This is a genomic window from Pseudomonas sp. 43NM1, from assembly GCF_002836905.1.
Taxonomy (GTDB): domain Bacteria; phylum Pseudomonadota; class Gammaproteobacteria; order Pseudomonadales; family Pseudomonadaceae; genus Aquipseudomonas; species Aquipseudomonas prosekii.
On the sequence record NZ_MKGS01000158.1, the window covers coordinates 17560 to 41596 of the forward strand.

At 60.5% G+C, this 24037-nt stretch carries 21 protein-coding genes; 6 read left to right on the forward strand and 15 right to left on the reverse strand.

Going from position 1 to position 24037, the window contains the following annotated elements:
• Positions 1 to 114 precede the first annotated feature (114 nt).
• A complete protein-coding gene (locus tag BI292_RS18755; protein ID WP_101208756.1) occupies positions 115 to 2073 on the forward strand; it encodes an acetoacetate--CoA ligase in 1959 nt (652 codons plus the stop codon).
• A gap of 407 nt (positions 2074 to 2480) precedes the next feature.
• Here the strand turns inward: BI292_RS18755 and BI292_RS18760 are convergent, their stop codons facing one another.
• Complete coding sequence (locus BI292_RS18760) at positions 2481 to 3587, reverse strand: PilT/PilU family type 4a pilus ATPase (protein WP_101208757.1); 1107 nt, start codon at positions 3585 to 3587, stop codon at positions 2481 to 2483.
• Between the two features lie 163 nt (positions 3588 to 3750).
• Between BI292_RS18760 and BI292_RS18765 the strand changes: the two genes are divergently transcribed.
• Both BI292_RS18765 and BI292_RS18770 read left to right on the forward strand, forming a co-directional pair.
• Positions 3751 to 6288, forward strand: coding sequence for a PAS domain-containing sensor histidine kinase (locus BI292_RS18765; protein ID WP_101208758.1), 2538 nt, complete (start codon positions 3751 to 3753; stop codon positions 6286 to 6288).
• Positions 6289 to 6343: 55 nt separating this feature from the next.
• Positions 6344 to 6619, forward strand: coding sequence for a peptidylprolyl isomerase (locus BI292_RS18770; RefSeq protein ID WP_029293742.1), 276 nt, complete (start codon positions 6344 to 6346; stop codon positions 6617 to 6619).
• Between the two features lie 78 nt (positions 6620 to 6697).
• Here the strand turns inward: BI292_RS18770 and BI292_RS18775 are convergent, their stop codons facing one another.
• The 10 genes from BI292_RS18775 to BI292_RS18820 form a co-directional block, all read right to left on the reverse strand.
• Positions 6698 to 7618 (reverse strand): sugar kinase, encoded by a 921-nt coding sequence (locus BI292_RS18775; protein WP_101208759.1) that lies wholly within the window; start codon positions 7616 to 7618, stop codon positions 6698 to 6700.
• A 129-nt stretch (positions 7619 to 7747) separates the two neighbouring features.
• Entirely contained in the window at positions 7748 to 9001 is a 1254-nt protein-coding gene (locus tag BI292_RS18780) for an amino acid deaminase (protein ID WP_101208760.1), read from the reverse strand.
• A gap of 38 nt (positions 9002 to 9039) precedes the next feature.
• Positions 9040 to 9804 (reverse strand): IclR family transcriptional regulator, encoded by a 765-nt coding sequence (locus tag BI292_RS18785; RefSeq protein ID WP_092269230.1) that lies wholly within the window; start codon positions 9802 to 9804, stop codon positions 9040 to 9042.
• Between the two features lie 147 nt (positions 9805 to 9951).
• A complete protein-coding gene (locus BI292_RS18790) occupies positions 9952 to 10341 on the reverse strand; it encodes a RidA family protein (RefSeq protein ID WP_092269232.1) in 390 nt (129 codons plus the stop codon).
• Between the two features lie 42 nt (positions 10342 to 10383).
• Complete coding sequence (locus BI292_RS18795) at positions 10384 to 11175, reverse strand: amino acid ABC transporter ATP-binding protein (protein ID WP_092269234.1); 792 nt, start codon at positions 11173 to 11175, stop codon at positions 10384 to 10386.
• Positions 11172 to 11834, reverse strand: a complete 663-nt coding sequence (locus BI292_RS18800) for an amino acid ABC transporter permease (protein WP_092269237.1) — start codon at positions 11832 to 11834, stop codon at positions 11172 to 11174. The genes BI292_RS18795 and BI292_RS18800 overlap by 4 nt, the downstream gene beginning before the upstream one ends.
• 9 nt (positions 11835 to 11843) lie before the next feature.
• Complete coding sequence (locus tag BI292_RS18805; protein WP_092269241.1) at positions 11844 to 12506, reverse strand: amino acid ABC transporter permease; 663 nt, start codon at positions 12504 to 12506, stop codon at positions 11844 to 11846.
• Between the two features lie 53 nt (positions 12507 to 12559).
• Positions 12560 to 13408: a transporter substrate-binding domain-containing protein gene (locus tag BI292_RS18810; RefSeq protein ID WP_101208761.1), complete on the reverse strand. Its 849-nt coding sequence runs from the start codon at positions 13406 to 13408 to the stop codon at positions 12560 to 12562.
• 283 nt (positions 13409 to 13691) lie between these two features.
• Complete coding sequence (locus BI292_RS18815) at positions 13692 to 13988, reverse strand: type II toxin-antitoxin system RelE/ParE family toxin (protein ID WP_101208762.1); 297 nt, start codon at positions 13986 to 13988, stop codon at positions 13692 to 13694.
• Positions 13978 to 14226 (reverse strand): type II toxin-antitoxin system Phd/YefM family antitoxin, encoded by a 249-nt coding sequence (locus BI292_RS18820; protein WP_092269249.1) that lies wholly within the window; start codon positions 14224 to 14226, stop codon positions 13978 to 13980. The genes BI292_RS18815 and BI292_RS18820 overlap by 11 nt, the downstream gene beginning before the upstream one ends.
• 306 nt (positions 14227 to 14532) lie before the next feature.
• Between BI292_RS18820 and BI292_RS18825 the strand changes: the two genes are divergently transcribed.
• Positions 14533 to 14964, forward strand: coding sequence for a thioredoxin family protein (locus BI292_RS18825; RefSeq protein ID WP_101208763.1), 432 nt, complete (start codon positions 14533 to 14535; stop codon positions 14962 to 14964).
• Positions 14965 to 15104: 140 nt separating this feature from the next.
• Here the strand turns inward: BI292_RS18825 and BI292_RS18830 are convergent, their stop codons facing one another.
• Both BI292_RS18830 and BI292_RS18835 read right to left on the reverse strand, forming a co-directional pair.
• Positions 15105 to 16664: a TerC family protein gene (locus tag BI292_RS18830; RefSeq protein WP_092269254.1), complete on the reverse strand. Its 1560-nt coding sequence runs from the start codon at positions 16662 to 16664 to the stop codon at positions 15105 to 15107.
• Positions 16665 to 17042: 378 nt separating this feature from the next.
• Positions 17043 to 17909 carry a LysR family transcriptional regulator gene (locus BI292_RS18835; protein WP_101208764.1) on the reverse strand — a complete coding sequence of 289 codons (867 nt, stop codon included), beginning with the start codon at positions 17907 to 17909 and terminating at the stop codon, positions 17043 to 17045.
• A gap of 140 nt (positions 17910 to 18049) precedes the next feature.
• On the opposite strand from BI292_RS18835, the gene BI292_RS18840 reads away from it, so the two are divergent.
• Both BI292_RS18840 and poxB read left to right on the forward strand, forming a co-directional pair.
• Positions 18050 to 19582, forward strand: a complete 1533-nt coding sequence (locus tag BI292_RS18840; RefSeq protein WP_101208765.1) for an MFS transporter — start codon at positions 18050 to 18052, stop codon at positions 19580 to 19582.
• 105 nt (positions 19583 to 19687) lie between these two features.
• Positions 19688 to 21412 carry a ubiquinone-dependent pyruvate dehydrogenase gene (gene poxB / locus BI292_RS18845; protein ID WP_101208766.1) on the forward strand — a complete coding sequence of 575 codons (1725 nt, stop codon included), beginning with the start codon at positions 19688 to 19690 and terminating at the stop codon, positions 21410 to 21412.
• 111 nt (positions 21413 to 21523) lie between these two features.
• Here poxB and BI292_RS18850 read toward each other — a convergent pair whose 3' ends face one another.
• On the reverse strand, positions 21524 to 23170 hold the full coding sequence (locus BI292_RS18850; protein ID WP_101208767.1) for a phospholipase D-like domain-containing protein: 1647 nt from the start codon (positions 23168 to 23170) through the stop codon (positions 21524 to 21526).
• A 168-nt stretch (positions 23171 to 23338) separates the two neighbouring features.
• Entirely contained in the window at positions 23339 to 24001 is a 663-nt protein-coding gene (locus BI292_RS18855; protein ID WP_101208768.1) for a VWA domain-containing protein, read from the reverse strand.
• Between the last annotated feature and the right edge of the window lie 36 nt (positions 24002 to 24037).

The window sequence follows — 24037 nt, forward strand, 5'->3', positions numbered from 1 at the left end:
GAGTTGCATGGATTTACGACTGCTTCGCAGCCGAACGGGGGCAAGCCCCCTCGCCACGCAAGCCCGTTCAACAAATCGCCCGCGTGTGTGCAGGTAAGCAAAAAGAGGCAAGCCATGTCCGACATCTTGTGGCAACCCGGCGCCGAGCGCATCGGCAAGACCCGCATGGAGGCGTTTCGGCGCCTCATCAATCAGCGGCATCAGCTGGAAATCGCCGACTACCCTGCCCTGCATCAATGGTCGATCGATCAGCGCGAAGCCTTCTGGCAAGCCATCGCCGATGTCTTCGACATTCGTTTTCACCAGCAACCCGACGCGGTGCTGCGCGAAGGCTCGCACATGCCCAGTGCCGAGTGGTTCCCCGGCGCGACCCTGAACTTTGCGGAGCACTTGCTGCGCCGGCGCGACGATACGGTTGCGGTGGTCGCCATCGCCGAAAACGGTCAGCGCGAACAACTGACCTGGGCTGAACTGGCCAGCCACGTCAGCGGTTTCCAGAACAGCCTGAAAGCCGCCGGCGTCGGCCTCGGCGACCGCGTCGCCGCGTGCATGCCCAATACCTGGCAAACCCTGGTGGCCATGCTTGCGACCACCAGCCTTGGGGCAATCTGGTCCTGTTCATCGCCGGACTTCGGCACCCAAGGAGTGATCGACCGTTTCGGCCAGATCGAGCCGAAAGTGCTGATCACGTGCGCCGGTTATCGTTATGCCGGCAAGGACATTGACCAGTCAGCCAAACTCAACGAAATCCTTGAACGCCTGCCGACGTTGCAGCAGTTGATCATCGTCCCGTACGCGCGGCCGCAAACGCGCAGCGATGACTTTCGCACCAAGGCCAACGTGACGCTGTGGCAGGATTTTTATGCTGTCGGCGGCGAGCCGGATTTCGTCGCTGTGCCGTTTGCGCATCCGCTGTACATCCTGTATTCCAGCGGCACCACCGGCGTGCCGAAGTGCATCATCCACAGCAGCGGCGGCGTGTTATTGCAGCACGTCAAGGAACACGGTTTGCACTGCGACCTTGGCCCCGGCAGCCGCTTGTTCTACTACACAACGTGCGGCTGGATGATGTGGAACTGGCTGGTCTCGGCGCTGGCGGTCGGCAGCGCGGTGGTGTTGTACGACGGCTCACCGTTTCATCCCGGCCCCGAGCGTTTGCTCGACTTGATCGACGACGAACGCATCAACGTTTTTGGCACCAGCCCAAAGTTTTTGGCGACGCTGGAAAGCAATGGCGTGCGACCTCGGCAAAGCCATGACCTGAGCAGTCTGCAAACCCTGCTGTGCACGGGTTCGGCGCTGTCGCCGCAGAGTTATGACTTCGTCTACCGCGACTTCAAAAGCGACGTGTGCCTGGCCTCAATGTCTGGCGGCACCGACATAGTTTCGTGTTTCGTCAACGGCAATCCCCTGTCCGCCGTGCGCCGCAGCGAGATGATGGGCAAAAAAAGCCTGGGCATGGCGGTCGAGGTGTGGAATGACGCCGGGCAAGCGGTGATCGGCGAGAAAGGTGAATTGGTCTGCACCCGGCACTTTCCGGCGATGCCGGTTGGTTTGTGGCACGACCCGGACGGCGAAAAACTCCGCGCGTCGTACTTCAGCCAGTTCCCGGGCGTGTGGGCGCAAGGCGATTACGCCGAACAGTTGGCGCATGGCGGGATGATGATTCACGGCCGCTCCGACGCCGTGCTCAACCCCGGCGGCGTGCGCATCGGCACCGCAGAAATCTATCGTCAGGTGGAAAAAATTCCGCAGGTGCTGGACAGCGTCGCGATCGGCCAGCAATGGCAGGATGACGTGCGCGTGGTGTTGTTTGTCCGGCTCAAGGACGGCGTGACGCTCGATGAAACGCTGCAACAGCAGATTCGCCAAGTCATCCGCGCCAACACCACGCCCCGGCATGTACCGGCGAAGATTGTTCAAGTCAGCGATATTCCCCGCACCATCAGCGGCAAGGTAGTGGAGTTGGCAGTACGCAACGTGGTGCACGGGCAAGCGGTGAAAAACACCGATGCGCTGGCCAACCCCGAAGCCCTGGAACAATTCCGCAATCGCCCAGAACTCTCGGACTGAACACCGACCCGTAGGAGCAAAGCTTGCTCGCGAAAGCTGCCGCACATTCAACATCAATGTTGACTGACCCACCGCTATCGCGAGCAAGCTCGGCTCCCACAGGGGTTTGTGCCGGATGAGGGATCTGCGAGCGGCGCGTAACCAATGTAGGAGCAAAGCTTGCTCGCGAAAGCTGCCGCACATTCAACATCAATGTTGACTGACCCACCGCCATCGCGAGCAAGCTCAGCTCTCACAGGGATTTGTGCAGGATGAGGGATTTGCGTGCGGCGCGTTACCAATGTAGGAGCAAAGCTTGCTCGCGATGGCGTCGTGTCAGCCGACATCAACGCTGGATGACCCACCGCTATCGCGAGCAAGCTCAGCTCCTACAGGGGTTTGTGCAGGATGAGGGATTTGTGCTGATTTCAGTCCATCAAGCCCCATTCGCCGGAGGGGGGCTGGGTGGGCGATGCGTCGGCGTGCAGCTTCAGGCGCAGGCGCAGGTTGTTTTGTGAGTCGGCATGTTTCAACGCTTCCGCCTCACTGATTGCGCCTTCCACCACCAACCCATACAACGCCCCGTCAAACGTCTGCATGCCCAGTTCCAGCGATTTCTCCATGATGCCCTTCAGCTCATCCAGCGCATTACGCCGGATCAAATCCGCAATGGTCGGCGAGCCAAGCATCACTTCCACCGCCGCCCGCCGCTGGCCGTCAATGGTGCGCACCAGGCGTTGCGAAACGAACGCCTTGAGGTTGTTGCCCAAGTCATGCAGCAGCTGCTCCCGGCGTTCCTGCGGGAAGAAATTGACGATGCGGTCGAGCGCCTGATTGGCGTTATGCGCATGCAATGTCGAAATCACCAGGTGCCCGGTGTCGGCAAACGACAGCGCGTGCTCCATGGTTTCGCGGTCGCGAATCTCGCCGATCAGCACCACGTCCGGGGCCTGGCGCAGGGTGTTTTTCAGCGCCGCGTGAAAGCTGCGGGTATCAACGCCGACTTCGCGCTGGTTGATGATCGATTTTTTGTGCCGGTGGATATACTCCACCGGGTCTTCGATGGTGATGATGTGGCCGCTGCTGTGGCGATTGCGGTAATCGATCAGCGCCGCCAGCGACGTCGATTTGCCGGAACCGGTAGCGCCGACGAACAACATCAAGCCTTGCTTGAGCATCACCGCTTTGAGCAGCACGGGTGGCAGGTTGAGGTCTTCGAAACGCGGGATATCGAGTTTGATGTTGCGCGCGACAATCGACACGTCGTTGCGCTGCTTGAACAGGTTGATGCGAAAGCGGCCGATGCCGGCGAGGGAGATCGCCAGGTTCATTTCCAATTCCCGATCGAACTCCAGGCGCTGTTCGGCGTCCATGATGGACTCGGCCATGGCGGCGATTTCGCCGGGTTTGAAGCGCTCGTCCGACAGCGCTTTGAGCACCCCATCGAACCGTGCGCTGGGCGGCGCGCCGGTGGAGAGGTAAAGATCGGAGCCGTCCTGACTGGCCAGTTGCCGCAACAGCGCATTAATTTCCATGGCAAAAAACACCTGCAAAGCTTTCAATGAACAGATATGACCCGAATCAGTGACGACTCGGGCCATCCAGCGTCTATCGCTTTGCAGCAATAGTAGACGTAGCCACAAGTAGACGTAGCCTCAAAAAGACGTAGCCACAGCGACCGACGTGCAGGACATTTTGATGAACGCATCACCGACCGGCAGCGATGCCCAGGCTTTGATCGCCCGACTCGACTGGAGCCGCAGCCCCTTGGGCGCCGCCAGTCGCTGGCCGCAGAGCCTGCGCACCGCGGTAGACATCGTGATTCATTCGCCGATGCCCATGCTTTTGTTATGGGGCCCGCAGCTCACACAGATCTACAACGACGGCTTCGCCCTGTTGACCGGAAGCAAGCACCCGCACGCTTTCGGACAGCCTACGCACCTGGTGTGGCCTGAATTAAAAGACTTTACCGACCCGATTTACCGCGCCGTCCTGCAAGGCCAGGTGCGTTCCTACAGCGAGCAGCGCTTTACCCTGCATCGCGACGAAGGCAATTCTGACTTCTGGCTCGATTTGACCTACAGCCCGATACGCGATGAAAACGCCGAGGTCGCCGGGATTCTGGTGACCGCCATCGAAACCAACGAACGCCGGCGCATCGCCCTCGAACTCGAACAGCGCTCCGCCGACAGCCTCAAGGCCCAGCGTGATACCGAACAACGTCTGCAACTGGCGCTGGCCGCGACCGATGCGGTCGGCACCTGGGATTGGGACATCGGCGAAGATCGGTTCATTGCCGACGCGCATTTTGCCCAGTTGCACGGCGTCGATCCGGCGCAGGCCAGCCAGTTGCCGATCAGTGAATACCTGCAAGGCGTGCACCCCGAAGACCGCAGCATGGTCGCGCGCAGCATCAAGCATTGCATCACCCACGGCACCGAATACGCCGAGGAATACCGCTTGCTGCAAGCCGACGGCGAGTTGCGCTGGGTGTTCGCCCGAGGGCGTTGCTACAAGGATCACCATGGCCGACCGACACGCTTCCTCGGCGCCGCGCTGGACCTGACCGAGCGCAAAAATACCGAGCAGGCGTTGCGCCAGAGCCAGACCGAGCTGCAACTGATCATCAACGCGATGCCGATCCTGATCAGCTACGTCGACCGGGATCAGCGTTTTCGCTTGAACAACGCGGCGTACCTCGACTGGTACGGGCTGACGCCACAGGAACTGTTCGGCAAAACCATCGAGGAGGTGCTCGGCGAGCACGCGTATCAATTGCGTGCCGAATACATCAAAGAGGCGCTGGCCGGCAAACCCTGCTCGTTCAGCATCGACACCAAACATCGCGATGGCAGCATCCGCAGCGCGCTGATGAATTACCTGCCGCGTCACGGCGCGGACGGCGCAGTGAATGGTTTTTACATTTTTGTCATTGATGAAAGCGAACGCAAAGTCACTGAAGAAGCGCTGCGCAATCTCAATGAAACCCTCGAAGAGCGCGTCGGCGCGCGCACCCAGCAACTGGCCGAAGCCAACCAGCGTCTGCAAAACGAGATGGTCGAGCGCGAGCGCGCCGAAGACGCTTTGCGCCACGCGCAAAAAATGGAAGCGGTCGGCCAGCTCACTGGCGGCATTGCCCACGACTTCAACAACATGCTCACCGGCATCATCGGCAGCCTCGACTTGATGCAGCGCTACATCGCCGATGGCCGCGCGGCCGAAGTCGGGCGGTTCATGGAAGCCGCAGTGTCCTCGGCCAACCGTGCGGCGGCGCTGACCCACCGCTTGCTGGCGTTTTCGCGGCGGCAGTCGCTGGACCGCAAACCGCTGAATGCCAACGAGCTGATTGAGTCGCTGGAAGACCTGCTGACCCGCACCAAAGGCGACCATATCGAGCTGCACCTGAAACTCGCCGAAGACGTCTGGCCGGTCAGCACCGACGTCAGCCAACTGGAAAACGCCCTGCTCAACCTGGTGATCAACGCCCGCGACGCGATGCCTGACGGCGGCCGCTTGCTGATCGAAACCGCCAATGTCTATCTCGACGGCAGCGATTTGCTGTCGCTGGAATCGGTGAAGGCCGGCGACTACCTGATGATTGCGGTCAGCGACAACGGCACCGGCATGAGCCCGTCGGTGCTGGCCAAAGCCTTCGATCCGTTCTTCACCACCAAGCCCATCGGCCAGGGCACCGGCCTCGGTTTGTCGATGATCTACGGTTTTGCCCAGCAATCGGGCGGCCACGCCAGCCTCGACAGCGTCCCGGACCAAGGCACTTGCGTGCGCCTGTACTTGCCGCGCTTGCACCTCGGCACGCCGCAGGACGTTTTGCTCGCGGACAGCGGCGCGGCGCCTTCGGCCATCGAAGGGGAAACCGTGGTGTTGGTCGAGGACGATCCGGCGGTGCGGATGCTGGTGCTGAATTTGCTCAACGAGCTGGGTTATCACGCGCACGAGGCTGAAGACGCACGCGCCGCCCTGCCCTTGCTCGAATCGGATCTGCGCGTGGATTTGCTGGTGACTGATGTCGGACTGCCGGGCATGAATGGCCGGCAATTGGCGGAAATCGCCCGCCAGCATCGGCCGGACCTGAAAGTCTTGTTCATGACCGGTTACGCCGAGAAAGCCGCCGAGCGTCAGGGCTTCCTCGATGAAGGCATGGACATGGTCGCCAAACCGTTTTCGATTGAGGTGTTGGCGAACAAGATTCGCACGATGATCGGCCAACCACAGTGAGTTGAGGCATAATCGCGCGCCCCGCTGTCATCACCGTTGCAAGGTAAACGTATCCATGAAAGCTCAAGCCCGCCATATTCTGGTGAAAACATCAGAAGAAGCCGAGCAACTGAAACAACGCATCGCCAAGGGTGAAGCGTTTGATGTGCTGGCCAAGAAGTTCTCGACCTGCCCGTCCGGCAAGCGCGGCGGCGATCTGGGCGAAGTGCGACCGGGGCAGATGGTTGGCGTGATCGACGCGGTCATCTTCAAAAAACCGCTGCGCGTGGTGCACGGGCCGATCAAGAGCAAATTTGGCTATCACCTGGTGCAAGTGTTTTACCGCGATTGATCGGTTGCATTCCCCTGTGGCGAGGGGGCTCGCCCCCGCTTATGCGGCATTCGCCCCCCTCGCCACCATGGTGATAGTTCAATCTCTTGGGATCAATGCTCCAGGGAACTGAATAACCCTGCTCGCCAACGCGTGCCCAGCCTCCGCCGCCGCAACCGGGCTGCCACCCTGCAACCGACTCGCCAGATAACCCGCACTAAACGAATCCCCCGCCGCCGTGGTGTCGACCACCCGCTCAACCCGCTGCGCCGGCACTGCAAACGACTCACCCGCGCAACGAATCAGGCAAGCCTCGGCGCCACGCTTGAGCACCACTTCCGGCGTGCCGATCTGTTCGTAAGCAGCAAACACCGCATCGCTGTCGGCGAAGTGAAACAGCGCCTGCTCGTCATCGACGGTCAGCAGCGCCAGGTCCACATACGGCAGCACACTGCGATACGCCGCGCGCGCCTCTTCCAGTGACGGCCACAGGCGTGGTCGGTAATTGTTGTCGAAGACGATCTGCGCGCCGCGCTGGCGCGCGTCAATCAACGTTTGCAGGAGCTTCACGCGACCTTGTTCGCCGAGCACGGCCAAGGTGATTCCGCTGAAATACAACACGTCGTAATCCGGCAACGCCGCGAGAATCGGCGCCGCGGCGGGCGTGGTGAAGCAGCTGCGCACCGCCGCTTCGTTGCGCCAGTAGAGAAAGCGCCGCTCACCGGCGGCGTCGGTCTGGATGCAATACAAACCGGGCAAACGACCGGGCAAACGCTGAACCATGCCCAGGCCGATGTTTTCACTGGCCCAGCTCTGGCACATGGCGTCGCTGAAACTGTCATCGCCGAGCGCGGTGACGTAATCCACGGTCGCCCGCTCGGCCAGTTCGCGGGACAGGTAAACCGCGGTGTTCAGTGTGTCGCCGCCGAAACTTTGCTGCAGGCTGCCATCGGCGCGCTGTTGCAGTTCGATCATGCATTCGCCGATCAGGGCGATGCGTGGGGATTTTGCGGTGTTCATGGTTGTTCGGGTCTCTGGTGATGCGATGTTGTCTGGGCGGATGCCATCGCGAGCAGGCTCACTCCTGCAGGGTGCGTTCCCCCGTAGGAGCGAGGCTTGCCCGCGAATGCCGCGCCTCGGTCTCAATCCTTAGAAACAGGTCTGCATGTTCTCGATCACCTGCAACTGCTCATCCACCAGACACCCGGTACGCCATTTATCAAAGGTCAGGCATGGGTGCGAAGTGCCGAACGAAATGATGTCGCCCACGCGCAACTCAACTCCCGGCGCGACCGTCATGAACGCATGCTGGTCCATCACCGCCGTCACTTTGCAGGCGCTCACGTCGTCGCCAATCGCTGGCACTACGTCGGCCTTGTAGCGCAACAACGGCACCGGTAAACCGGCGTCATAGGCGACGTCGCGTTTGCCCAGGGCAATCACCGCAAACCCCGGCTCCGGCAACGATTGCACGTGCGCCCAGACTTCCAACGCCGGACGCAGGCCTTCGTGCAGGTCGCTGCGGCGGTCGAGCACGCAGCATTGCGCCTCTTTATAGATACCGTGGTCGTGCGCCACGTAACTGCCGGGGCGCAGCACGCTGAGGAAACGTCCGCCGGCGTTCTGGGTTTCGAACGATTCGGCGATCAAGTCGTACCACGCCGAGCCTGACGCGGTGATGATCGGCTTGGGAATGGCAAACGCGCCGCTGTCCTGCAACTGCACCGCGAGGCGCACCAGCGACGCGGCGAATTCGCGAATGCCGCTGACCGCGTGATCGCCGTGAATCACCCCTTCGTAACCCTCGATGCCGGTCAAAGCGAGTGCCGGTTGGGCGGTGATGGCTTTGGCCAGCTCGATCACTTCCTGCTCGCTGCGGCAACCGCAACGACCGCCGACCACGCCGTACTCGATCATCACGTTGAGCCGCACGCCGCGCGAGGCGAAGTAGGCGCCGAGGTCGGCGACGTTGTCTGGGTGATCGACCATGCAGTGGAATTCGAACGTCGGGTCGGCGAGCAAATCGGCGATCAGCGCCATGTTCGGTGTGCCGACCAATTGGTTGGCCATCAACACCCGGCGCACGCCATGCGCGTAACCGGCGCGGGTCTGCGTGGCGCTGGCGAGGGTGATGCCCCAGGCGCCGGCGTCCAGTTGGCGCCGGAACAGCGCCGGGGTCATGCTGGTTTTGCCGTGCGGCGCCAGTTGCGCGCCGCTGTCGCTGACAAACGCCTGCATCCAGCGAATGTTGTGTTCCAGCGCTTCACGGTGCAGCACCAGCGCCGGCAGGCTGACGTCGCGCACCAGGTGTGCGCCCAATGGCGCGAAGCCTTTTTCGACGTTGGCCGTTGATTGCGCAGTGGCTTGAGCAGTGGATGGCGCAGCGGATTTGGCAGAAGACATGGTCGAACTCCTTACATTCGCGGCCGCAGGCAGCCGCTTTATTCGTTGATACGCCGGGCGAGGCTGTTGGCGCTGTCGATCAGCACCCGGCGATAGTCGTTGTAATTGTTTTTTGCGTCGGCCCGTGGGGCGACGATGCACAGGGTCGCAATGGCCACGCCGTTGGGGTCTTTGACCGGGGCGGCGAAGCAGTGGGTGAAGGTGTCGGCGACGCTGTCGAAGGAGAAAAAGCCGTCGACACCGGCCTGGCGGATCTCTTGAAGAAACTGCTCCAGCGGCAGGCGTTCACCGTTGGGCAGGATGAAGTCATCGTGGTCGATCAGGTCGACGATCGCTTGATCGCTCAAATGCGACAGCAGCAGGCGCCCGGAAGCGGTCCACGGAATCGGCGCGTTTTCCCCAATATCTGAGGAAATGCGGAAATGCCGCTCGCCCTCCTTCATCAGCGCCACCGTGTATTTACGCCCGTTCAGCAGGCACATCTGCGCGGTTTCGCGGGTCTGGCTGACGATCTCCTGCAAGGCGTGATCGGCCTCGCGAGTGAGGTCGAAATGCCGCAAGTGCGCCTGCCCGAGGAAGTACAACTGGCGGCCGAGGTAGACGTGACCGTCCTTGCCGACCGGTTCGAGAATCCGTCGTTCGAGCAGCGAAGCGACCAGTTCGTAAACCGTCGATTTCGGGCTGCCGATGCCACTGGCAATTTCGTTGGGGCGCAGCGGCTGGCCGATTTCCTTGAGGAAATCGAGAATATCGAACGCCCGGTCCAGACCCCGTGCCCGGCGCTTGATGGTGTCTTCGGTCATGTTTCAAGTTCCCATTCAAAGTGCCGGGAGTTTAACCAGAGTACGGTGGTGACTGTTACGGCGCCTTCGCGGGCAAGCCTCGCTCCTACATGAAACCGCATTCCCCTGTAGGAGCGAGGCTTGCCCGCGAAGCAGTCACCGCCAGTCTCAGGCCTTTTTCTTGTACGCAATGCAGTCGATCTCGACTTTGCAGTCGACCATCATGTTCGCCTGCACACAGGCGCGGGCCGGGGCGTGTTCGCTTTTGAAGTACTCGGAGAAAACCTTGTTGAAACTGCTGAAGTCCCGCGGATCCTCCAGCCACACTCCGGCGCGCACCACGTCTTCCAGGCCATAACCGGCTTCTTCGAGGATCGCGATCAGGTTCTTCATGGTCTGGTGGGTCTGTTCGACAATGCCGCCAGTGATGATCTCGCCATCCACCGCCGGCACCTGCCCGGAAACGTGCAGCCAGCCATCGGCTTCAACGGCGCGGGCGAAAGGTCGAGGCTGGCCGCCAGCAGCGGTGCTGCCGGTGCCGTAACGAGTAATGCTCATGAATGTTTCTCCTGGTTGAAAATTCGTAAAATTTTGAAAAAATCAGAAACGCGTGTTCTTCAGAAACTCCGCCAGACGCGGCGATTTCGGGTGTTCGAACAATTCCTTGGGTGGCCCCTGCTCTTCGATCCGGCCCTGATTCATGAACACGATCTTGTCCGAGACTTCGAAGGCAAAACGCATTTCGTGGGTCACCAGCAGCATGGTCATGCCTTCATCGGCGAGGCCCTTGATCACGTTCAGCACTTCGCCGACCAACTCCGGGTCGAGCGCCGAAGTCACTTCGTCAAACAGCATCAGGCTCGGGTTCATCGCAATCGCCCGGGCAATTGCCACGCGCTGCTGCTGCCCGCCGGACAACTGGCCGGGATAGTGATCGCGGCGCTCCAGCAGGCCGACGCGCTCCAGCCATTTTTCCGCGAGCGCGACGGCTTGGTCCTTGTGCAGCTTCTTGACCTTGAGCAAGCCGAGCGTGACGTTCTGCAACGCCGTGAGGTGCGGAAACAGGTTGAATTGCTGGAACGCCATGCCGGTCATCGCGCGATGGCGGGCGATGACTTTTTCACCGTGACGCACGCGTTTGCCGTTGACCTCGTCATAACCGATCGATTCGCCATCGAGCAGGATCTGCCCGCCCTGAAACTCTTCGAGCATGTTCACGCAACGCAGCAGCGTGGTTTTCCCCGAGCCGCTGGAACCGATTAGCGTGACCACGTTGCCGCGCTGCATGGTCAGGTCGACGCCCTTGAGCACTTCGAGTGGGCCGTATTGTTTGTGCAGGCCGCGAATGTCCAGCAGGGCCTGGCCGTTTGCTGCAATAGAAGTCTGAGTCATGGCAAAGCCACCCGCTTTTCAATGTGCCGGCCGAGTAATTCGATGGCGTAGTTGATGACGAAGAAGAGGAAACCGGCGAACAGGTAAAACTCCAGAGTCATGAAGGTCCGGGCGATGATTTGTTGCGTGCTCAGCAGCAACTCGGCGACGCCGATCACCGACAGCAAGGTCGAGGCCTTGACGATTTCGGTGGACGAGTTGACCCAGGTCGGCAGGATCTGCCGCAAGGCTTGGGGCAACAGCACGTAGCCCAGCGATTGATAAAACGTCAGGCCAATCGCCTTGCCCGCTTCCATCTGCCCACGGGGCAAGGCTTGCAAGGCGCCGCGGACAATTTCCGCGACGTGCGAACCGCAAAACAGCGTCAGCCCCAAGGCACCGGCCTGAAACGCGCTGATCTGCCAGCCCAGCGCCGGCGCCATGTAGAAGCAGGCGAGCACCAGCACAAACACTGGCGTGCCACGGATGATGTCGACGTAAAAGCGAAACGGTGCGCGCATCCAGACGTTGCCGTAAGTCAGCACCAGCCCGGCCACAATGCCGATCAAGGTGCCGAACAGAATCGCCAGCGCCGAGACTTGCACGCTGGTGATGAACCCCGACAGCAGGGTTTCGCGGGCAATCCATAACTCATGCAGCCAACTGGGGGATTCGTACATGAGAGGCTCCTATCGGCGGATCGCCAGACGCTGCTCGAGGTAACGCAGCAGCATGGCGATGAGGTAACAGGCCGCAACATAGAGCGCAGTGGTGACCATCCAGGTTTCAATCACCCGGTAGCTCTCGACATTGATCTTGCGCGCGTAATAGGTCAGCTCCGGCACGGCAATCGCCGCCGCCAGCGAGGTGTCCTTGAACAGTGAAATGAAGTTGTTCGACAGCGCCGGCAGGACGTTGCGCAGCATCACCGGCACGGTCACGTAAGCCTTGACCTGCCACTCGCCGAGGCCGATAGCCAGCCCCGCTTCGCGCTGCCCCTTGGGAATGCTAAGCAAGCCGCCACGGAACACTTCGGTCAGGTACGCGCCGGCATACAACGACAGCGTGACGATGAACGAAGGGATCTTGTCGAGGCGAATCCCCAGGCTCGGCAAGGCAAAGTAGATCAACAGAATCAACACCAGAATCGGCGTGTTGCGGATCACCGTCACGTACACCGAGGCCAACACCCGCAATGCGCGATGCTTCGATAACAAGGCAAACGCCATCAGCAGGCCAATCACGCAGCCGATCGCGATCGACACCAGCGCCAGCTCCAGGCCCAGACCGAGCCCTGCCAGCAAGGTGTCGAAATCGCGCCAGACGGCCGCAAAGTTCAACTGATAATTCATGGTCAGCAATACCTTGAGCGGGGCGCTGTGGCAGCCGCCCTGCTCTCACGGGATCATTTGAATTCGACTGGGAAACCGATTGCCGGGCTCGGCAGGTCTACGCCAAACCACTGTTTGAACGATGCCGAGTAGGTCGGAAACTCAACGCCGGTCATGGCTTCATGCAACGCGGTGTTGACGAAATTCAACCAGTCCTGATCGCCACGTTTAACCGCGCATGCATAGGTTTGCGGGCTCCAGGCATAGGTCGGGCTGCGATAACGGCCAGCGTTCTGCACCATCAGGTATTTGACCGAGGACTGATCGGTGGCGGCCGCGTCGGCACGCCCGGAGTTCACTGCTTGGTACATCAAATCGACGCTGTCGTACTGATCGACCTTGGCCTGCGGCAACGCCTGGTGCACCAGCTCTTCGGCGTACACGTTCTGCAACACCGCCACCGTAACGTCATCGCCCGCCGCTTTAAGGTCTTCGATTTCCTTGTATTTGCTGTTCGCCGGCAACAGCAGGCCCACGCCTTCGCGGTAATACGGCAGGGTGAACGCGACCTGCTGCGCGCGGCTGGCGGTGACGGTGATGAACTGGCAACTCATGTCGACCTTGTCGGTCAGCAGATTGGGAATCCGCGCATCGGAGGACTGCACCACGAACTCGACTTTGCTCGGGTCGTTGAACAAACCCTTGGCGACGATCCGCGCGATGTCGATATCAAAACCCTGCAACTTGCCATCCGCTCCCTGAAAATGCCACGGCGCGTTGGTACTGCCTGTACCGACGATCAATTTTCCACGGGCCAGCACGCTATCAAGCTTGCTGTCCGCCGCCTGGGCAACACCCACAGCCGCAGCCGTAGCCACAAACAGAAAGACACACGCTTTAAACAAGGAAGGTCGGCGATGCATGGCAAGCACTCCAGATTAATGTTTATTCCGCTATACCGGACGTCGGTGTGTAACAACGGAATAGACAGCAGAAAGTGTGCCACAGGATGGGTGCGGGATGTGGGGGAGATTTAAATGTGTTTTGAATCAGGGGGATGGGTGGCTGACGCTAGAGAGCGTTACCGGATGCACAGGTTAGCGAGCGCTACCGTTTGCCTCAGTTGAGCGGGTATTTGCACCACAATATTGAAGTCGGACGCACTGGGTGCATCGCAGCAGTGCAGGAGAACGCGAGATGAAACGGTCAATCCGTGACGCATTGGCGCATTTGCGCCTCCTTATAAACCTCTCCTCGCTCTCGTTTGCCTACGGCTATCACGGTGACGATAAGAACTTCATCTCTAACGCGATATACCAGTCGATACCCGGCGCTTTGCAGCTTGATCTTGTAAGCATTTCCTAGCCCATGGAATCGGTCGCCCGCAACATGCGGATTCAAGATCCGTTCTTGCAGCTTTTTTTTGAATTGTTCTCTGAGATTCGCCCCGAGTTTGTTCCATTCCTTCCAAGCCTTTTCAGAAAACTCCAGCTCATAGGTCATCGATTGAGACCTTTATGGTCGGGTCGTTTTCCCGTTCTTTACAAAGGGCGATCAACTCCAAATCATCCAAGCGATTGATCATCGCTTCGTATTCTTTGGCGGGGACACAGTAGAAAGCCGGTTCGTTACGGTTGAGTATCGCGACAGACAGACCACCACCCGCAGCAACCGTACCCATTGGATTTTTCTTCAATTCAGAGATACTCGCAACAACCTGCGAAAGCACGATATGTGTCATAACCTTGTCCCTCGGGGTGCTTTAAGAAGTGCTAAAAATAGCACTCTGAAGCGCGTCCGGCCCGTCCTTTTGGCATAAACGCTGCACTCAATGCCTCTTGGTTATCACCCTGAACGATTGACTAAAAAGTATCACGCCCGCCACTCCTGCGTTTCCGCGTTTACCGTCAGGCCTGTCCTGCAGTGCAGTGGGACAAATCCATATGAGCGTAGGAAAACGAACTGTAATTTCTGACAGTAGACCCACCCCTCGCCCTCCTTTAACGTCATCGAGCCTTCGATGATCGTTGTGAAAAAGGAGATTTCCATGCGTTCGACAACTTCTCCAACGGCGTTACCGCCGCTGTATCGCAAGGCCTTGAACACGTGGCGGCCGGTGATTCTTTATTTCGGTAACGAGCATTGCCCTGCTTGCGAAGAGGCTGCGCCGATTTTCCGCGAGACCGCCGAGCCGTATCGGCATCACGCGAGCATTTATATGTTGAACACCCGCGAATCGCCGCGGCACCCGGATGTGACGGGGACGCCGACGGTGTTGTTTTACCGGGATGGGAAGCTGCTGAAAAAGCTCAAGGGGTTTGGCAATCAGCAGAAGCTGGAGGCGGATTTTGTTGCGCATATTGGCCGGGGGCGGCCCCGGCACAAGGCGCGCAAACCGCGACATGATCTGGCGTGGCTGCGGCGCACGTTGCGGGGGTTGTGCACTGTGCCGCGGGCGCGAGGGCTGGTTGGGGTTTGAGGGGTGTGTCGTCGGTTGGAAAGCTTCGCGAGCAGGCTCACTCCTACAGGGATTGGTGGTGAACACACATTTGGTGTTCATTCGCGATCCAATGTAGGAGTGAGCCTGCTCGCGATGAGGCCCGCAAAATCGCTGAAGAATCAGCCGTCGATACGCTTCAACATCACCCGCACCACCCGCCGCTCTTCAACCGCCATAACCGTCATCAGCCAGCCGTCTCGCTCATGGCTGTCGCCGATCATCGGCAAGCGATCGAGCACGCTCATCACCAGCCCGGCGAGGGTTTGGTAGTTGTCGGTCGGCTCGGCGCTGAAGCCGGTCAACTGGCGCACTCGCGTCAGGTTCAACGCACCACTGACCATAAACCCGCCCTGCTCTTCAATGACGTCCGGGCCTTCGATTTCGCTGGCGTCCGGCAGCTCGCCGGCAATCGATTCGAGAATGTCGGTCATGGTCAAAATGCCGACGAAGTCGCCGAATTCATTGACCACAAAGGCAATGTGCGTCGAGGCTTTGCGCATCTGCTCCAGGGCATTGAGGATCGAATAGCTTTCCAGCAGATTGATCGTGGTGCGCGCCAGGTCCCGCAGATCGGGCTCGGTGCCGCCCAGGTAATCCTTCAGCAGCTCCTTTTTATGCACGAAGCCCAACGGCTCATCTACCGCGCCATCGCGGATCAGTGGCAATCGCGAGTAGGACGAATGCATCAGCCGTGTACGAATAGTCTCGGCATCGTCGGACAAATCGATGTGATCGACGTCAGCCCGCACCGTCATCAGCGTGCGAATCGGCCGTTCGGCCAGTTGCAGCACGCCGCTGATCATCACCCGTTCACGGCGGTCGAACAGCGCTTCAGTCGGCGTTTCGCCGTGATCGAGCAAATCGGCAATTTCTTCGCCAACTTCTTCGGCAGCCAAACGGCGACCGCCGAGCAGGCGCATTACCGCGTGAGCCGTGCGCTCACGCAACGGGCGCAAGCCCTGCATCGAGCGTTTGCGGCGGGCGCGGGCGATCTGGTTGAACACTTCGATCAGAATCGAGAAACCAATGGCCGCGTACAAATAACCTTTCGGAATGTGGAAACCCAGGCCTTCAGCGGTCAGCGCGAAACCGATCATCATCAGGAAGCCCAGACACAGCATGATCACCGTCGGGTGTTCGTTGACGAAGCGCGTCAGCGGTTTGCTCGCGACGATCATCAGGCCGATGGAAATGATCACCGCGATCATCATCACCGCCAGTTCATCAACCATGCCGACGGCGGTAATCACCGCGTCGAGGGAGAACACCGCGTCGAGCACCACGATCTGCGCGACGATTGGCCAGAACATCGCGTAAACCGCGTTGCTCGCGCGCTGGCCGACGTGGCCTTCAAGCCGCTCGTGCAATTCCATGGTGGCTTTGAACAACAGGAACACGCCGCCGAACAGCATGATCAGGTCACGCCCGGAGAAGCTCTTGTCGAACACCTCGAACAGCGGCTGGGTCAGGGTCACCAGCCACGAGATACTCGCCAGCAGGCCCAGACGCATCAGCAGCGCCAGCGACAGCCCGATGATTCGCGCGCGGTCACGCTGATGCGGCGGCAATTTGTCCGCCAGGATCGCGATAAACACCAGGTTGTCGATGCCGAGCACCAGCTCCAGCACGATCAACGTCAACAAGCCCAGCCAGGCGGTGGGGTCAGCTATCCATTCCATAAAAATGTCTCGATCTCTTCAGCGAATTCAGAATGCCGGGCACGGCAAAGTGCGGCGCGAGGGCCGTGGGGCTGTGATTAAAGAAGGAAACCGAGGTCGGAAAACCGGGTGTCTGGCGTGCGTCAGGGCCGCGCGAATGCGCGAGATGGGTGGCTGACTGGGAGGCTCCGAGAGGGTGTTCATGCAGATCCTGAAAGGAAAAAAGGACTTGGAGCGTACAGTGGACAGCGACATTTCCTACAGCGGGAAATCATTACAAAATCTGTAATGGATTGGAATTGTGCTGTTCTTGAGGGCGCCATCGCGAGCAGCCTCGCTCCTACAGGGGACTATCGAACGCCGAAGATCCCTGTGGGAGCAAGCTTGCTCGCGATGCTTTCAGCGCTTTTTGATCTGCTCGATATACCTGGCCACCGCCGGCGATTTCTCGAAGCGGCGATAGATCATCGACAACCACGAACTCGCCTCACACCCGGCAATCGGCCCATACACCACGCCCGGCAATCCGACATGCCCGACCACCGATTCCGGAACTACCGCCACTCCTTGCCCCAATGAAACCAACGCTATCACCGCGACCAACCCGCCCGGCTGCGCGCCCAGGTTCGGGGCGAAGCCGCCCTGCGCCGCGACCTGCAGCGTGCCGTTGATTTGTTCGGGAAGGATGAACGTTTCGTTCTGCAAATGCGCTGGGCTGATCTGCGGTAAACGACACAGCCAGGAATCGTCCGGCAGCGCCAGGACAAAACCTTCCGCATCCAGCCGAATCGCTTCCAGCCCTTCGGGCAACGGCATCGGCGAACGCACATAACCGATGTCGAACCGCCCATCGACCACCATGCCCGGCAACGCCGCCATCGGGCTTTCACGCACATTCAAGCTGACGTCCGGACACTCGCGGCCAAACGCCTGAAGCTGTTTTTGCAGCAGACCGGAATACACCGCCGACGCCACGTAACCCAGCTCGATATGGCCGAGATCGCCGCGCCCGGCACGTTGCGCGCTGCGTTGGGCGAACTCGAATTGGCGCACGGTCGCCTCGGCCTCGAGGACCAACGCGGCTCCGGCCTCGGTCAGGCTGACTTCCCGTTGCTGACGCAGGAACAAACGCGTGCCGAGTTCGCTTTCCATGTCCTGGATCTGCCGGCTCAACGTCGGCGGTGCGATCCCCAGTTGCTCGGCGGCGCGGGTGAAATTGCGCTGCCGGGCAACGGCCAGAAAATAGCGGAAATGCCGTATATCCATGGTGCGTTAGCTCAAAGGTAATGAAGTCCCGACTGGCAGCTAACATCATTTGCTATGGAGCGCGATAAGCTGCCAAGGCATCCAAAGTAGAGAGAGCCGACCATGTACGTCAACCACCTTACTCAAAAGACAATTCGATCATGAGCCGGGTCAACCCGCGTCTGACACTGCTGACCGCCTCCGGTGTCTGCTCGCTGATCGTCCTCGACACCAATATTGTCGCGGTAACCCTGCCGACCATTGCCCGCGACCTCGGCGCCAATTTCGCCGACATCGAATGGGTGGTCAGCGCCTACATGCTCGCGTTCGCCGCGCTGTTATTGCCGGCGGGGAGCATCGCCGACCGCTTTGGCCGGCAGAAAACCCTGCTCTGGGGCCTGGGCATTTTCATTCTCGCCTCCCTCGGTTGCGGCGCCGCGCCAACTGCGTTGCTGCTCGATATCGCCCGCGCAATCAAAGGCGTCGGCGCGGCGTTGTTGCTGACCTCGGCGCTCGCCTCGATTGGCCACACGTTTCACGATGACGTCGAGCGCGCCAAGGCCTGGGCGTTCTGGGGGGCGTGCATGGGCGTGGCAATGACCGCCGCGCCGACGTTGGGCGGCTTGATTACCGAATACATCGGCTGGCGCTGGATTTTCTACCTCAACCTGCCGGTGGGTTTGTTGCTGGTGGCGTTGGTCTGGCGCAACGTCCCGGAATCGCGCGACACCCAATCGGCGCGACTCGATCCGTGGGGCAGCCTCGCATTCAGCGCCAGTTTGCTGTGCCTGATCTGGGGCCTGATCGAGGCCAATCGCATCGGTTGGAGCAGCCCTTTGACCTATGCCCGACTGCTCGGTGGCGCCGCATTGCTCGGCGCGTTTGTGATCATCGAGCGCATGCAGCAACGGCCCATGGTCGATCTGCAATTGTTCAAGCATCCGCGTTTCATCGGCGCGCTGCTGGGGATGTTTGCCTACGCCGGTTGCGCGCAAGTGATGATGACGTTGCTGCCGTTCTACCTGCAGAACGGCTTGGGATTCTCGGCGATTGCTTCGGGATTGGGCATGTTGCCGTTCGCCGTGACCATGCTTATCTGCCCGAGCATCGGCGCACGCCTCGCCAGGCGGTTGTCCCCGGCAAGCATGATGGCTGCCGGGCTGACACTGGTTGGCCTCGGCAATTTGCTCAGTGCCTGGGCCGTCAACAGCGGCGGTTATTCTGCGTTTGCCATGGCGATTGCGGTGACCGGTGCCGGCGCCGGACTGCTGAATGGCGACACGCAGAAAAACATCATGGCGTGCGTGCCGCGCGACCGCGCCGGCATGGCGTCGGGCATGAGCACGACCATGCGTTTCAGCGCGATCATGCTGGCAATCGGCGTGTTCGGTGCACTGCTTGCCAGCCACACCGAATTGCTCCTGCGCAATAGCCTGGGCGGTCAATGGCTGGAGCAGACGCGCGGCATCGCCTCGCGGGTGGTCGCTGGCGACATGAACGCCGCGCTGGGTTTGTTGCCAGAAACTGCGCGCGCGGCGGTCGAGCCGTTGGCCCGGCAAGCGTTCGTCGGCGGTTTCAGTCTGTTGCTGCTGGTCGCCGGGTTACTGGCATTGCTCGGCGCGCTGGTGGTCGGCACGTTGATGCGCAGCCCGATCCCGGCGCATTCCACGCTCGGCGCGGCGCTGCGGCCATAAGCTCGAGATGAGCAATTCTTCATGATTTGCGGTGAGTCATGGCCGCCGTTGAGTTGTCCTCTTTCTATCCCGAGGACAATTCATCGATTAATGGAGCCGCATCCCATGGCGAAAATCACCATTGCCCAGCAACTCGCGACCACCCTCGAACAGGCTGGCGTCAAACGCATCTGGGGCCTGACCGGCGACAGCCTGAACGGCCTGACCGACGCCTTGCGCAAGATGGACAGCATCGAATGGATGCACGTGCGCCACGAGGAAGTCGCGGCGTTTGCCGCTGGCGCGGAAGCCGAGGTGACCGGCGGTTTGACCGTGTGTGCCGGCAGTTGCGGGCCGGGCAATCTGCACTTGATCAACGGCTTGTACGACTGCCACCGCAACCATGTGCCGGTATTGGCGATTGCCGCGCAGATTCCATCGTCGGAAGTCGGCCTCAATTACTTCCAGGAAACCCACCCGCAAGAGCTGTTCAAGGAATGCAGCCATTTTGTCGAACTGGTCAGCAACCCGGCGCAGATGCCGCAGGTGCTGCACCGGGCGATGCGCAGCGCGATCCTCAATCGCGGCGTCGCGGTGGTGGTGATTCCCGGCGACGTCGCGTTGCAGGAAGTCGAAGACAACCTCAAGGCATGGCCGGCGCTCTCGCAACCGCGACACCTGCCTGCGCCGGATGACCTCGATCGAATGGTCGAACTGCTCAGCCAGAGCAAAGCGGTGACGCTGATGTGCGGCGCCGGTTGCGCCGGTGCGCATGATCAGGTTGTGGCGCTGGCCGACGCCCTTGGCGCGCCGTTGGTGCACGCCTTGCGCGGCAAGGAACATGTGGAATGGGACAACCCGTTCGACGTCGGCATGACCGGGCTGATCGGCTTCAGCTCGGGTTATCACGCGATGCTCAATTGCGACACGCTGGTGATGCTCGGCACCGACTTCCCTTATCGGCAGTTCTACCCCACCGACGCGACCATCATTCAGGTTGACCACAACCCCGAAGCGCTCGGCCGCCGCACCGCGCTGGATCTGGGGATCGCCGCCGACGTTGGCGAAACCCTCGCCGCGCTGCTGCCGCGCCTGCCATACAACGGCGACCGCAGCTTCCTCGATTCGTCGCTCAAGCATTACGAAAAAGCCCGCAAAGGCCTGGATGACCTCGCCGAACCCTCGGCGCCGGGCCGGCCGATTCATCCGCAATACCTCACCCGACTGCTCAGCGAACTGGCCGATGACGACGCGATCTTCACTGCCGACGTCGGCACGCCAACGGTGTGGGCCGCGCGTTATCTGAAAATGAACGGCAAGCGCCGCTTGCTCGGTTCGTTCAACCACGGCTCGATGGCCAATGCGATGCCACAAGCCATTGGCGCGCAAGCGGCGTTCCCGGATCGGCAGGTGATTTCGATGTCCGGCGACGGCGGTTTCGCCATGTTGATGGGCGATTTCATCTCGCTCGCGCAGTTGAAACTGCCGGTGAAAATCATCGTTTACGACAACGCTTCGCTGGGTTTCGTCGCGATGGAAATGAAGGCTGGCGGCATGCTCGACACCGGCACAGACCTGCACAATCCGGACTTTGCGGCGATGGCCAATGCGATGGGCATACTCGGGATTCGCGTTGAAGAATCCGAAGCGCTGGAACCGGCGCTACGTCGCGCCTTGGCGCATGACGGGCCAGTGCTAGTCAACGTGGTCACCGCTACTCAAGAACTGGCGATGCCGCCAGCGATCAAGCTTGAGCAGGCCAAAGGTTTCAGTTTGTACATGCTCAAAGCGGTGATGAGCGGGCGTGGCGACGAGGTACTTTCGTTCGCGCGGACTAACTGGTTCCGCTGAGATTGATGCTGGATTGACTGGCCCCATCGCGAGCAAGCTCGCTCCCACAGGTTTTGCACATGACCCGTAGGAGCGAGGCTTGCCCGCGAAGAGGCCATCGACCGCGCCGAATCACCTCCCAGAAAAGCGCAATCGCGACAACTCACGCAAATCGCCCTGCACATAATAATCGTGCGTCCAGCGATCATCCGCCGCCAATGGCTGCACCTCTTTCAGCGCCAGTTTTTTCGCGAAATAGCGAAACCGGTAATGCTCATAAAAGCGCAGCAACTCCAACCCGTAGCGGTCCGCCAAATCCGTATCACCGCGAATGATCAGGTAGTTCTCATCATTGCCATTGCTCGCCGCCGCGCTGAGGTTGTGGCTGCCGCTGATGATCGTCGGCGTGTCCGTGGTGAAGTCAGTCACCACCGCTTTGGTGTGCACCAGCAAATTGCCTTTCTGCCCTTTCATGTTCTCCCGCAGCCAGCCTTCCAGCCCGGTATTGAGTAGCGCCGTCGCCGCAAATTCGGCGGTGCGGTCGGCATGAAAACCACTGATGCGGCTGACGGTATTTTGCAGTCCGTAACGCAGGATGTTGTCGTGCGGTGCGCCGAGCAGCGCGTTGAGAATGTCGTCGGGCAAGGCGAACGCAGTCACGAACAGCACGTCCTTTCTCGCGGCGTTGATGATCCGGATAAACGCCTGCAAATCCGCCTGACCGGAGCGCGGCGAGAACCCGGCGAACAGCGCCTGCGTCGGATCTATCGGGTTGTGCCGGTTGAGCCAGGTGCGCGTCGCGCCGGCGTCTGCCGGGTTGTCCCAGACCTGTTCAAAGGTTTGCAAATAGCTCGCGGCAACCCGAGGATCATCCAGCACATGCACCACGTTGGCTTGGCGGTAAATGCCGTTGGCGGTGAAATTGGTGCTGCCGCAGAGCACCGCTTGCGGCTGAAACTGGCCGGCGCCATCGCGTTGGCTGAGGACGATGAACTTGTTGTGGAAGATGTTATGGGTGACGCGCCCGCGCTTGTTCGCTGCCGGGATGTTCGCCAGGCTGGCTTGGTTGATTGCCGTGTCTTCGTCGTCCGGTTGCGCGTGATACAGCACCCGAACCTTGACCCCGCGGGCGAATGCGTCGTTCACCGCGTCGATAATCGACTGCAACTGGTATTCGTAGATCGCGATGTCGAGCGCCCAATTCGAGTCCTGCGCGCGCTGAATAAACCCGAGCAAACGCCCGAGCAAGCCGTTTTCCAACCACTGCTGCGCCGCCAGTGGCCAGGCTTCGATCGGCAAGTGTTGGTTGGCGCTGATCTGCGCGTCGAGCTCGGGGAATTTGCGCTGGAACGCCTGACTGGCCGCCACCGCTCGATTGAAAATCACGCTCTGATTGCTTGGCTGACCGTCGTCGGAAGTGATTGTCAGTTCGAGATATTCAGCGAGTTGCGGCGCGTCGGGCGTGCCGTAGGCGAGGTGCACGCGGTAGTGCAGCGTTGTCCCCGGATTGACCGCGTAATCGGCCCAGCGAAATTTCTGCAGCGGCGCGATATTGCTCGGGGTCGCGTGATATTGGGGGAAGGTGTGCGGCTTGCCGGGAAAGGTCAGGCTGTTGAACAGAAACAGCCACGGTTTGCTGCCGGTTTGCTTCTCGATGGCAAACCCGAGCAGGCCTTTGCGCCGAGGTTCGGCGAGGTCCATGGCCAGCAGCACGCCGTTGGTGCCGGCATAGGCTTTGACGCGGAAATCGTCCTGGGGATTGGTGACGAGCACGCGCATGGTTCACTCCTGTGAATGGCTGGCCTGCTTGAGCATAGATGCGGATGGAGGGTGATGATCCGCAACCGTGGTGATGCAATCGCGAGCAGGCTCACTCCTACAAATCATGCGCATACCCTGTAGGAGCGAGGCTTGCCCGCGAAGAGGCCAGTCCAGACACGGAAGCGCTCAACCGATAACCAGCTCATCAATATGCCGATACTCCGCTTGCAGTTCCGAAGCCAACTGCCGCGCCCGCCCCAGCCGAATCGGTCCGCGCTCGATATCAATCAAAAGCCCAGGGCAATCCAGCGCTGGCAAACCCGGCCAGTCCTTCAGCCGCCCATCCGTCACCAGCAACAAACGCTGTTGTTCTGCCGGAAAGCGTTTGCGCCGCGCGTCCAGCCACTGCCCCGCCTCCGCCAGCGCTGCCAATAATGGCGTGCCACCGCCCGCGCCGAGCCCGTCGAGCCATTCGCGCAAACCGCTGGAAGCCTTCAGCCCCTGCACCTGCCACTTCGGCACCGTGCCGCTGGCGGTCAGCAGCGCCAGGCGCGCGCGTTGCCGATAGGCGTCGTCGAACAGCTGCGCCAGCAAACCTTTGGCATCGCTCAACGCCTGATGGCGGCGGGTCGAAGCCGAAGCGTCGACGATCACCAGCCACAACTCATGCGCTGAGCGGCTGCGCAGGTGAAACAGCAAGTCTTCATGCTGGCGCGGACGGCCGTTGAGCAAAGTGCCGGGCCAGTTGATCGAACCTTGTGGCGCTGCGCGACGTTTGCCTTGGCGGCCATGGTCGAGCGTTCCGGCGCGGGGTCTGGCATTCGCCCCCGCGTCAGATCGAGGGCGAATGCCTAGGGCTTTTTTGGCCAGCTCGGCACTTCACGT

Excerpts from the sequence above, each read along its gene's own strand:
- BI292_RS18755 (WP_101208756.1), top strand. The coding sequence starts at position 115 with ATGTCCGACATCTTGTGGCAACCCGGCGCCGAGCGCATCGGCAAGACC.
- BI292_RS18760 (WP_101208757.1), bottom strand. The coding sequence starts at position 3,587 with ATGGAAATTAATGCGCTGTTGCGGCAACTGGCCAGTCAGGACGGCTCC.
- BI292_RS18765 (WP_101208758.1), top strand. The coding sequence starts at position 3,751 with ATGAACGCATCACCGACCGGCAGCGATGCCCAGGCTTTGATCGCCCGA.
- BI292_RS18770 (WP_029293742.1), top strand. The coding sequence starts at position 6,344 with ATGAAAGCTCAAGCCCGCCATATTCTGGTGAAAACATCAGAAGAAGCC.
- BI292_RS18775 (WP_101208759.1), bottom strand. The coding sequence starts at position 7,618 with ATGAACACCGCAAAATCCCCACGCATCGCCCTGATCGGCGAATGCATG.
- BI292_RS18780 (WP_101208760.1), bottom strand. The coding sequence starts at position 9,001 with ATGTCTTCTGCCAAATCCGCTGCGCCATCCACTGCTCAAGCCACTGCG.
- BI292_RS18785 (WP_092269230.1), bottom strand. The coding sequence starts at position 9,804 with ATGACCGAAGACACCATCAAGCGCCGGGCACGGGGTCTGGACCGGGCG.
- BI292_RS18790 (WP_092269232.1), bottom strand. The coding sequence starts at position 10,341 with ATGAGCATTACTCGTTACGGCACCGGCAGCACCGCTGCTGGCGGCCAG.
- BI292_RS18795 (WP_092269234.1), bottom strand. The coding sequence starts at position 11,175 with ATGACTCAGACTTCTATTGCAGCAAACGGCCAGGCCCTGCTGGACATT.
- BI292_RS18800 (WP_092269237.1), bottom strand. The coding sequence starts at position 11,834 with ATGTACGAATCCCCCAGTTGGCTGCATGAGTTATGGATTGCCCGCGAA.
- BI292_RS18805 (WP_092269241.1), bottom strand. The coding sequence starts at position 12,506 with ATGAATTATCAGTTGAACTTTGCGGCCGTCTGGCGCGATTTCGACACC.
- BI292_RS18810 (WP_101208761.1), bottom strand. The coding sequence starts at position 13,408 with ATGCATCGCCGACCTTCCTTGTTTAAAGCGTGTGTCTTTCTGTTTGTG.
- BI292_RS18815 (WP_101208762.1), bottom strand. The coding sequence starts at position 13,988 with ATGACCTATGAGCTGGAGTTTTCTGAAAAGGCTTGGAAGGAATGGAAC.
- BI292_RS18820 (WP_092269249.1), bottom strand. The coding sequence starts at position 14,226 with ATGACACATATCGTGCTTTCGCAGGTTGTTGCGAGTATCTCTGAATTG.
- BI292_RS18825 (WP_101208763.1), top strand. The coding sequence starts at position 14,533 with ATGCGTTCGACAACTTCTCCAACGGCGTTACCGCCGCTGTATCGCAAG.
- BI292_RS18830 (WP_092269254.1), bottom strand. The coding sequence starts at position 16,664 with ATGGAATGGATAGCTGACCCCACCGCCTGGCTGGGCTTGTTGACGTTG.
- BI292_RS18835 (WP_101208764.1), bottom strand. The coding sequence starts at position 17,909 with ATGGATATACGGCATTTCCGCTATTTTCTGGCCGTTGCCCGGCAGCGC.
- BI292_RS18840 (WP_101208765.1), top strand. The coding sequence starts at position 18,050 with ATGAGCCGGGTCAACCCGCGTCTGACACTGCTGACCGCCTCCGGTGTC.
- poxB (WP_101208766.1), top strand. The coding sequence starts at position 19,688 with ATGGCGAAAATCACCATTGCCCAGCAACTCGCGACCACCCTCGAACAG.
- BI292_RS18850 (WP_101208767.1), bottom strand. The coding sequence starts at position 23,170 with ATGCGCGTGCTCGTCACCAATCCCCAGGACGATTTCCGCGTCAAAGCC.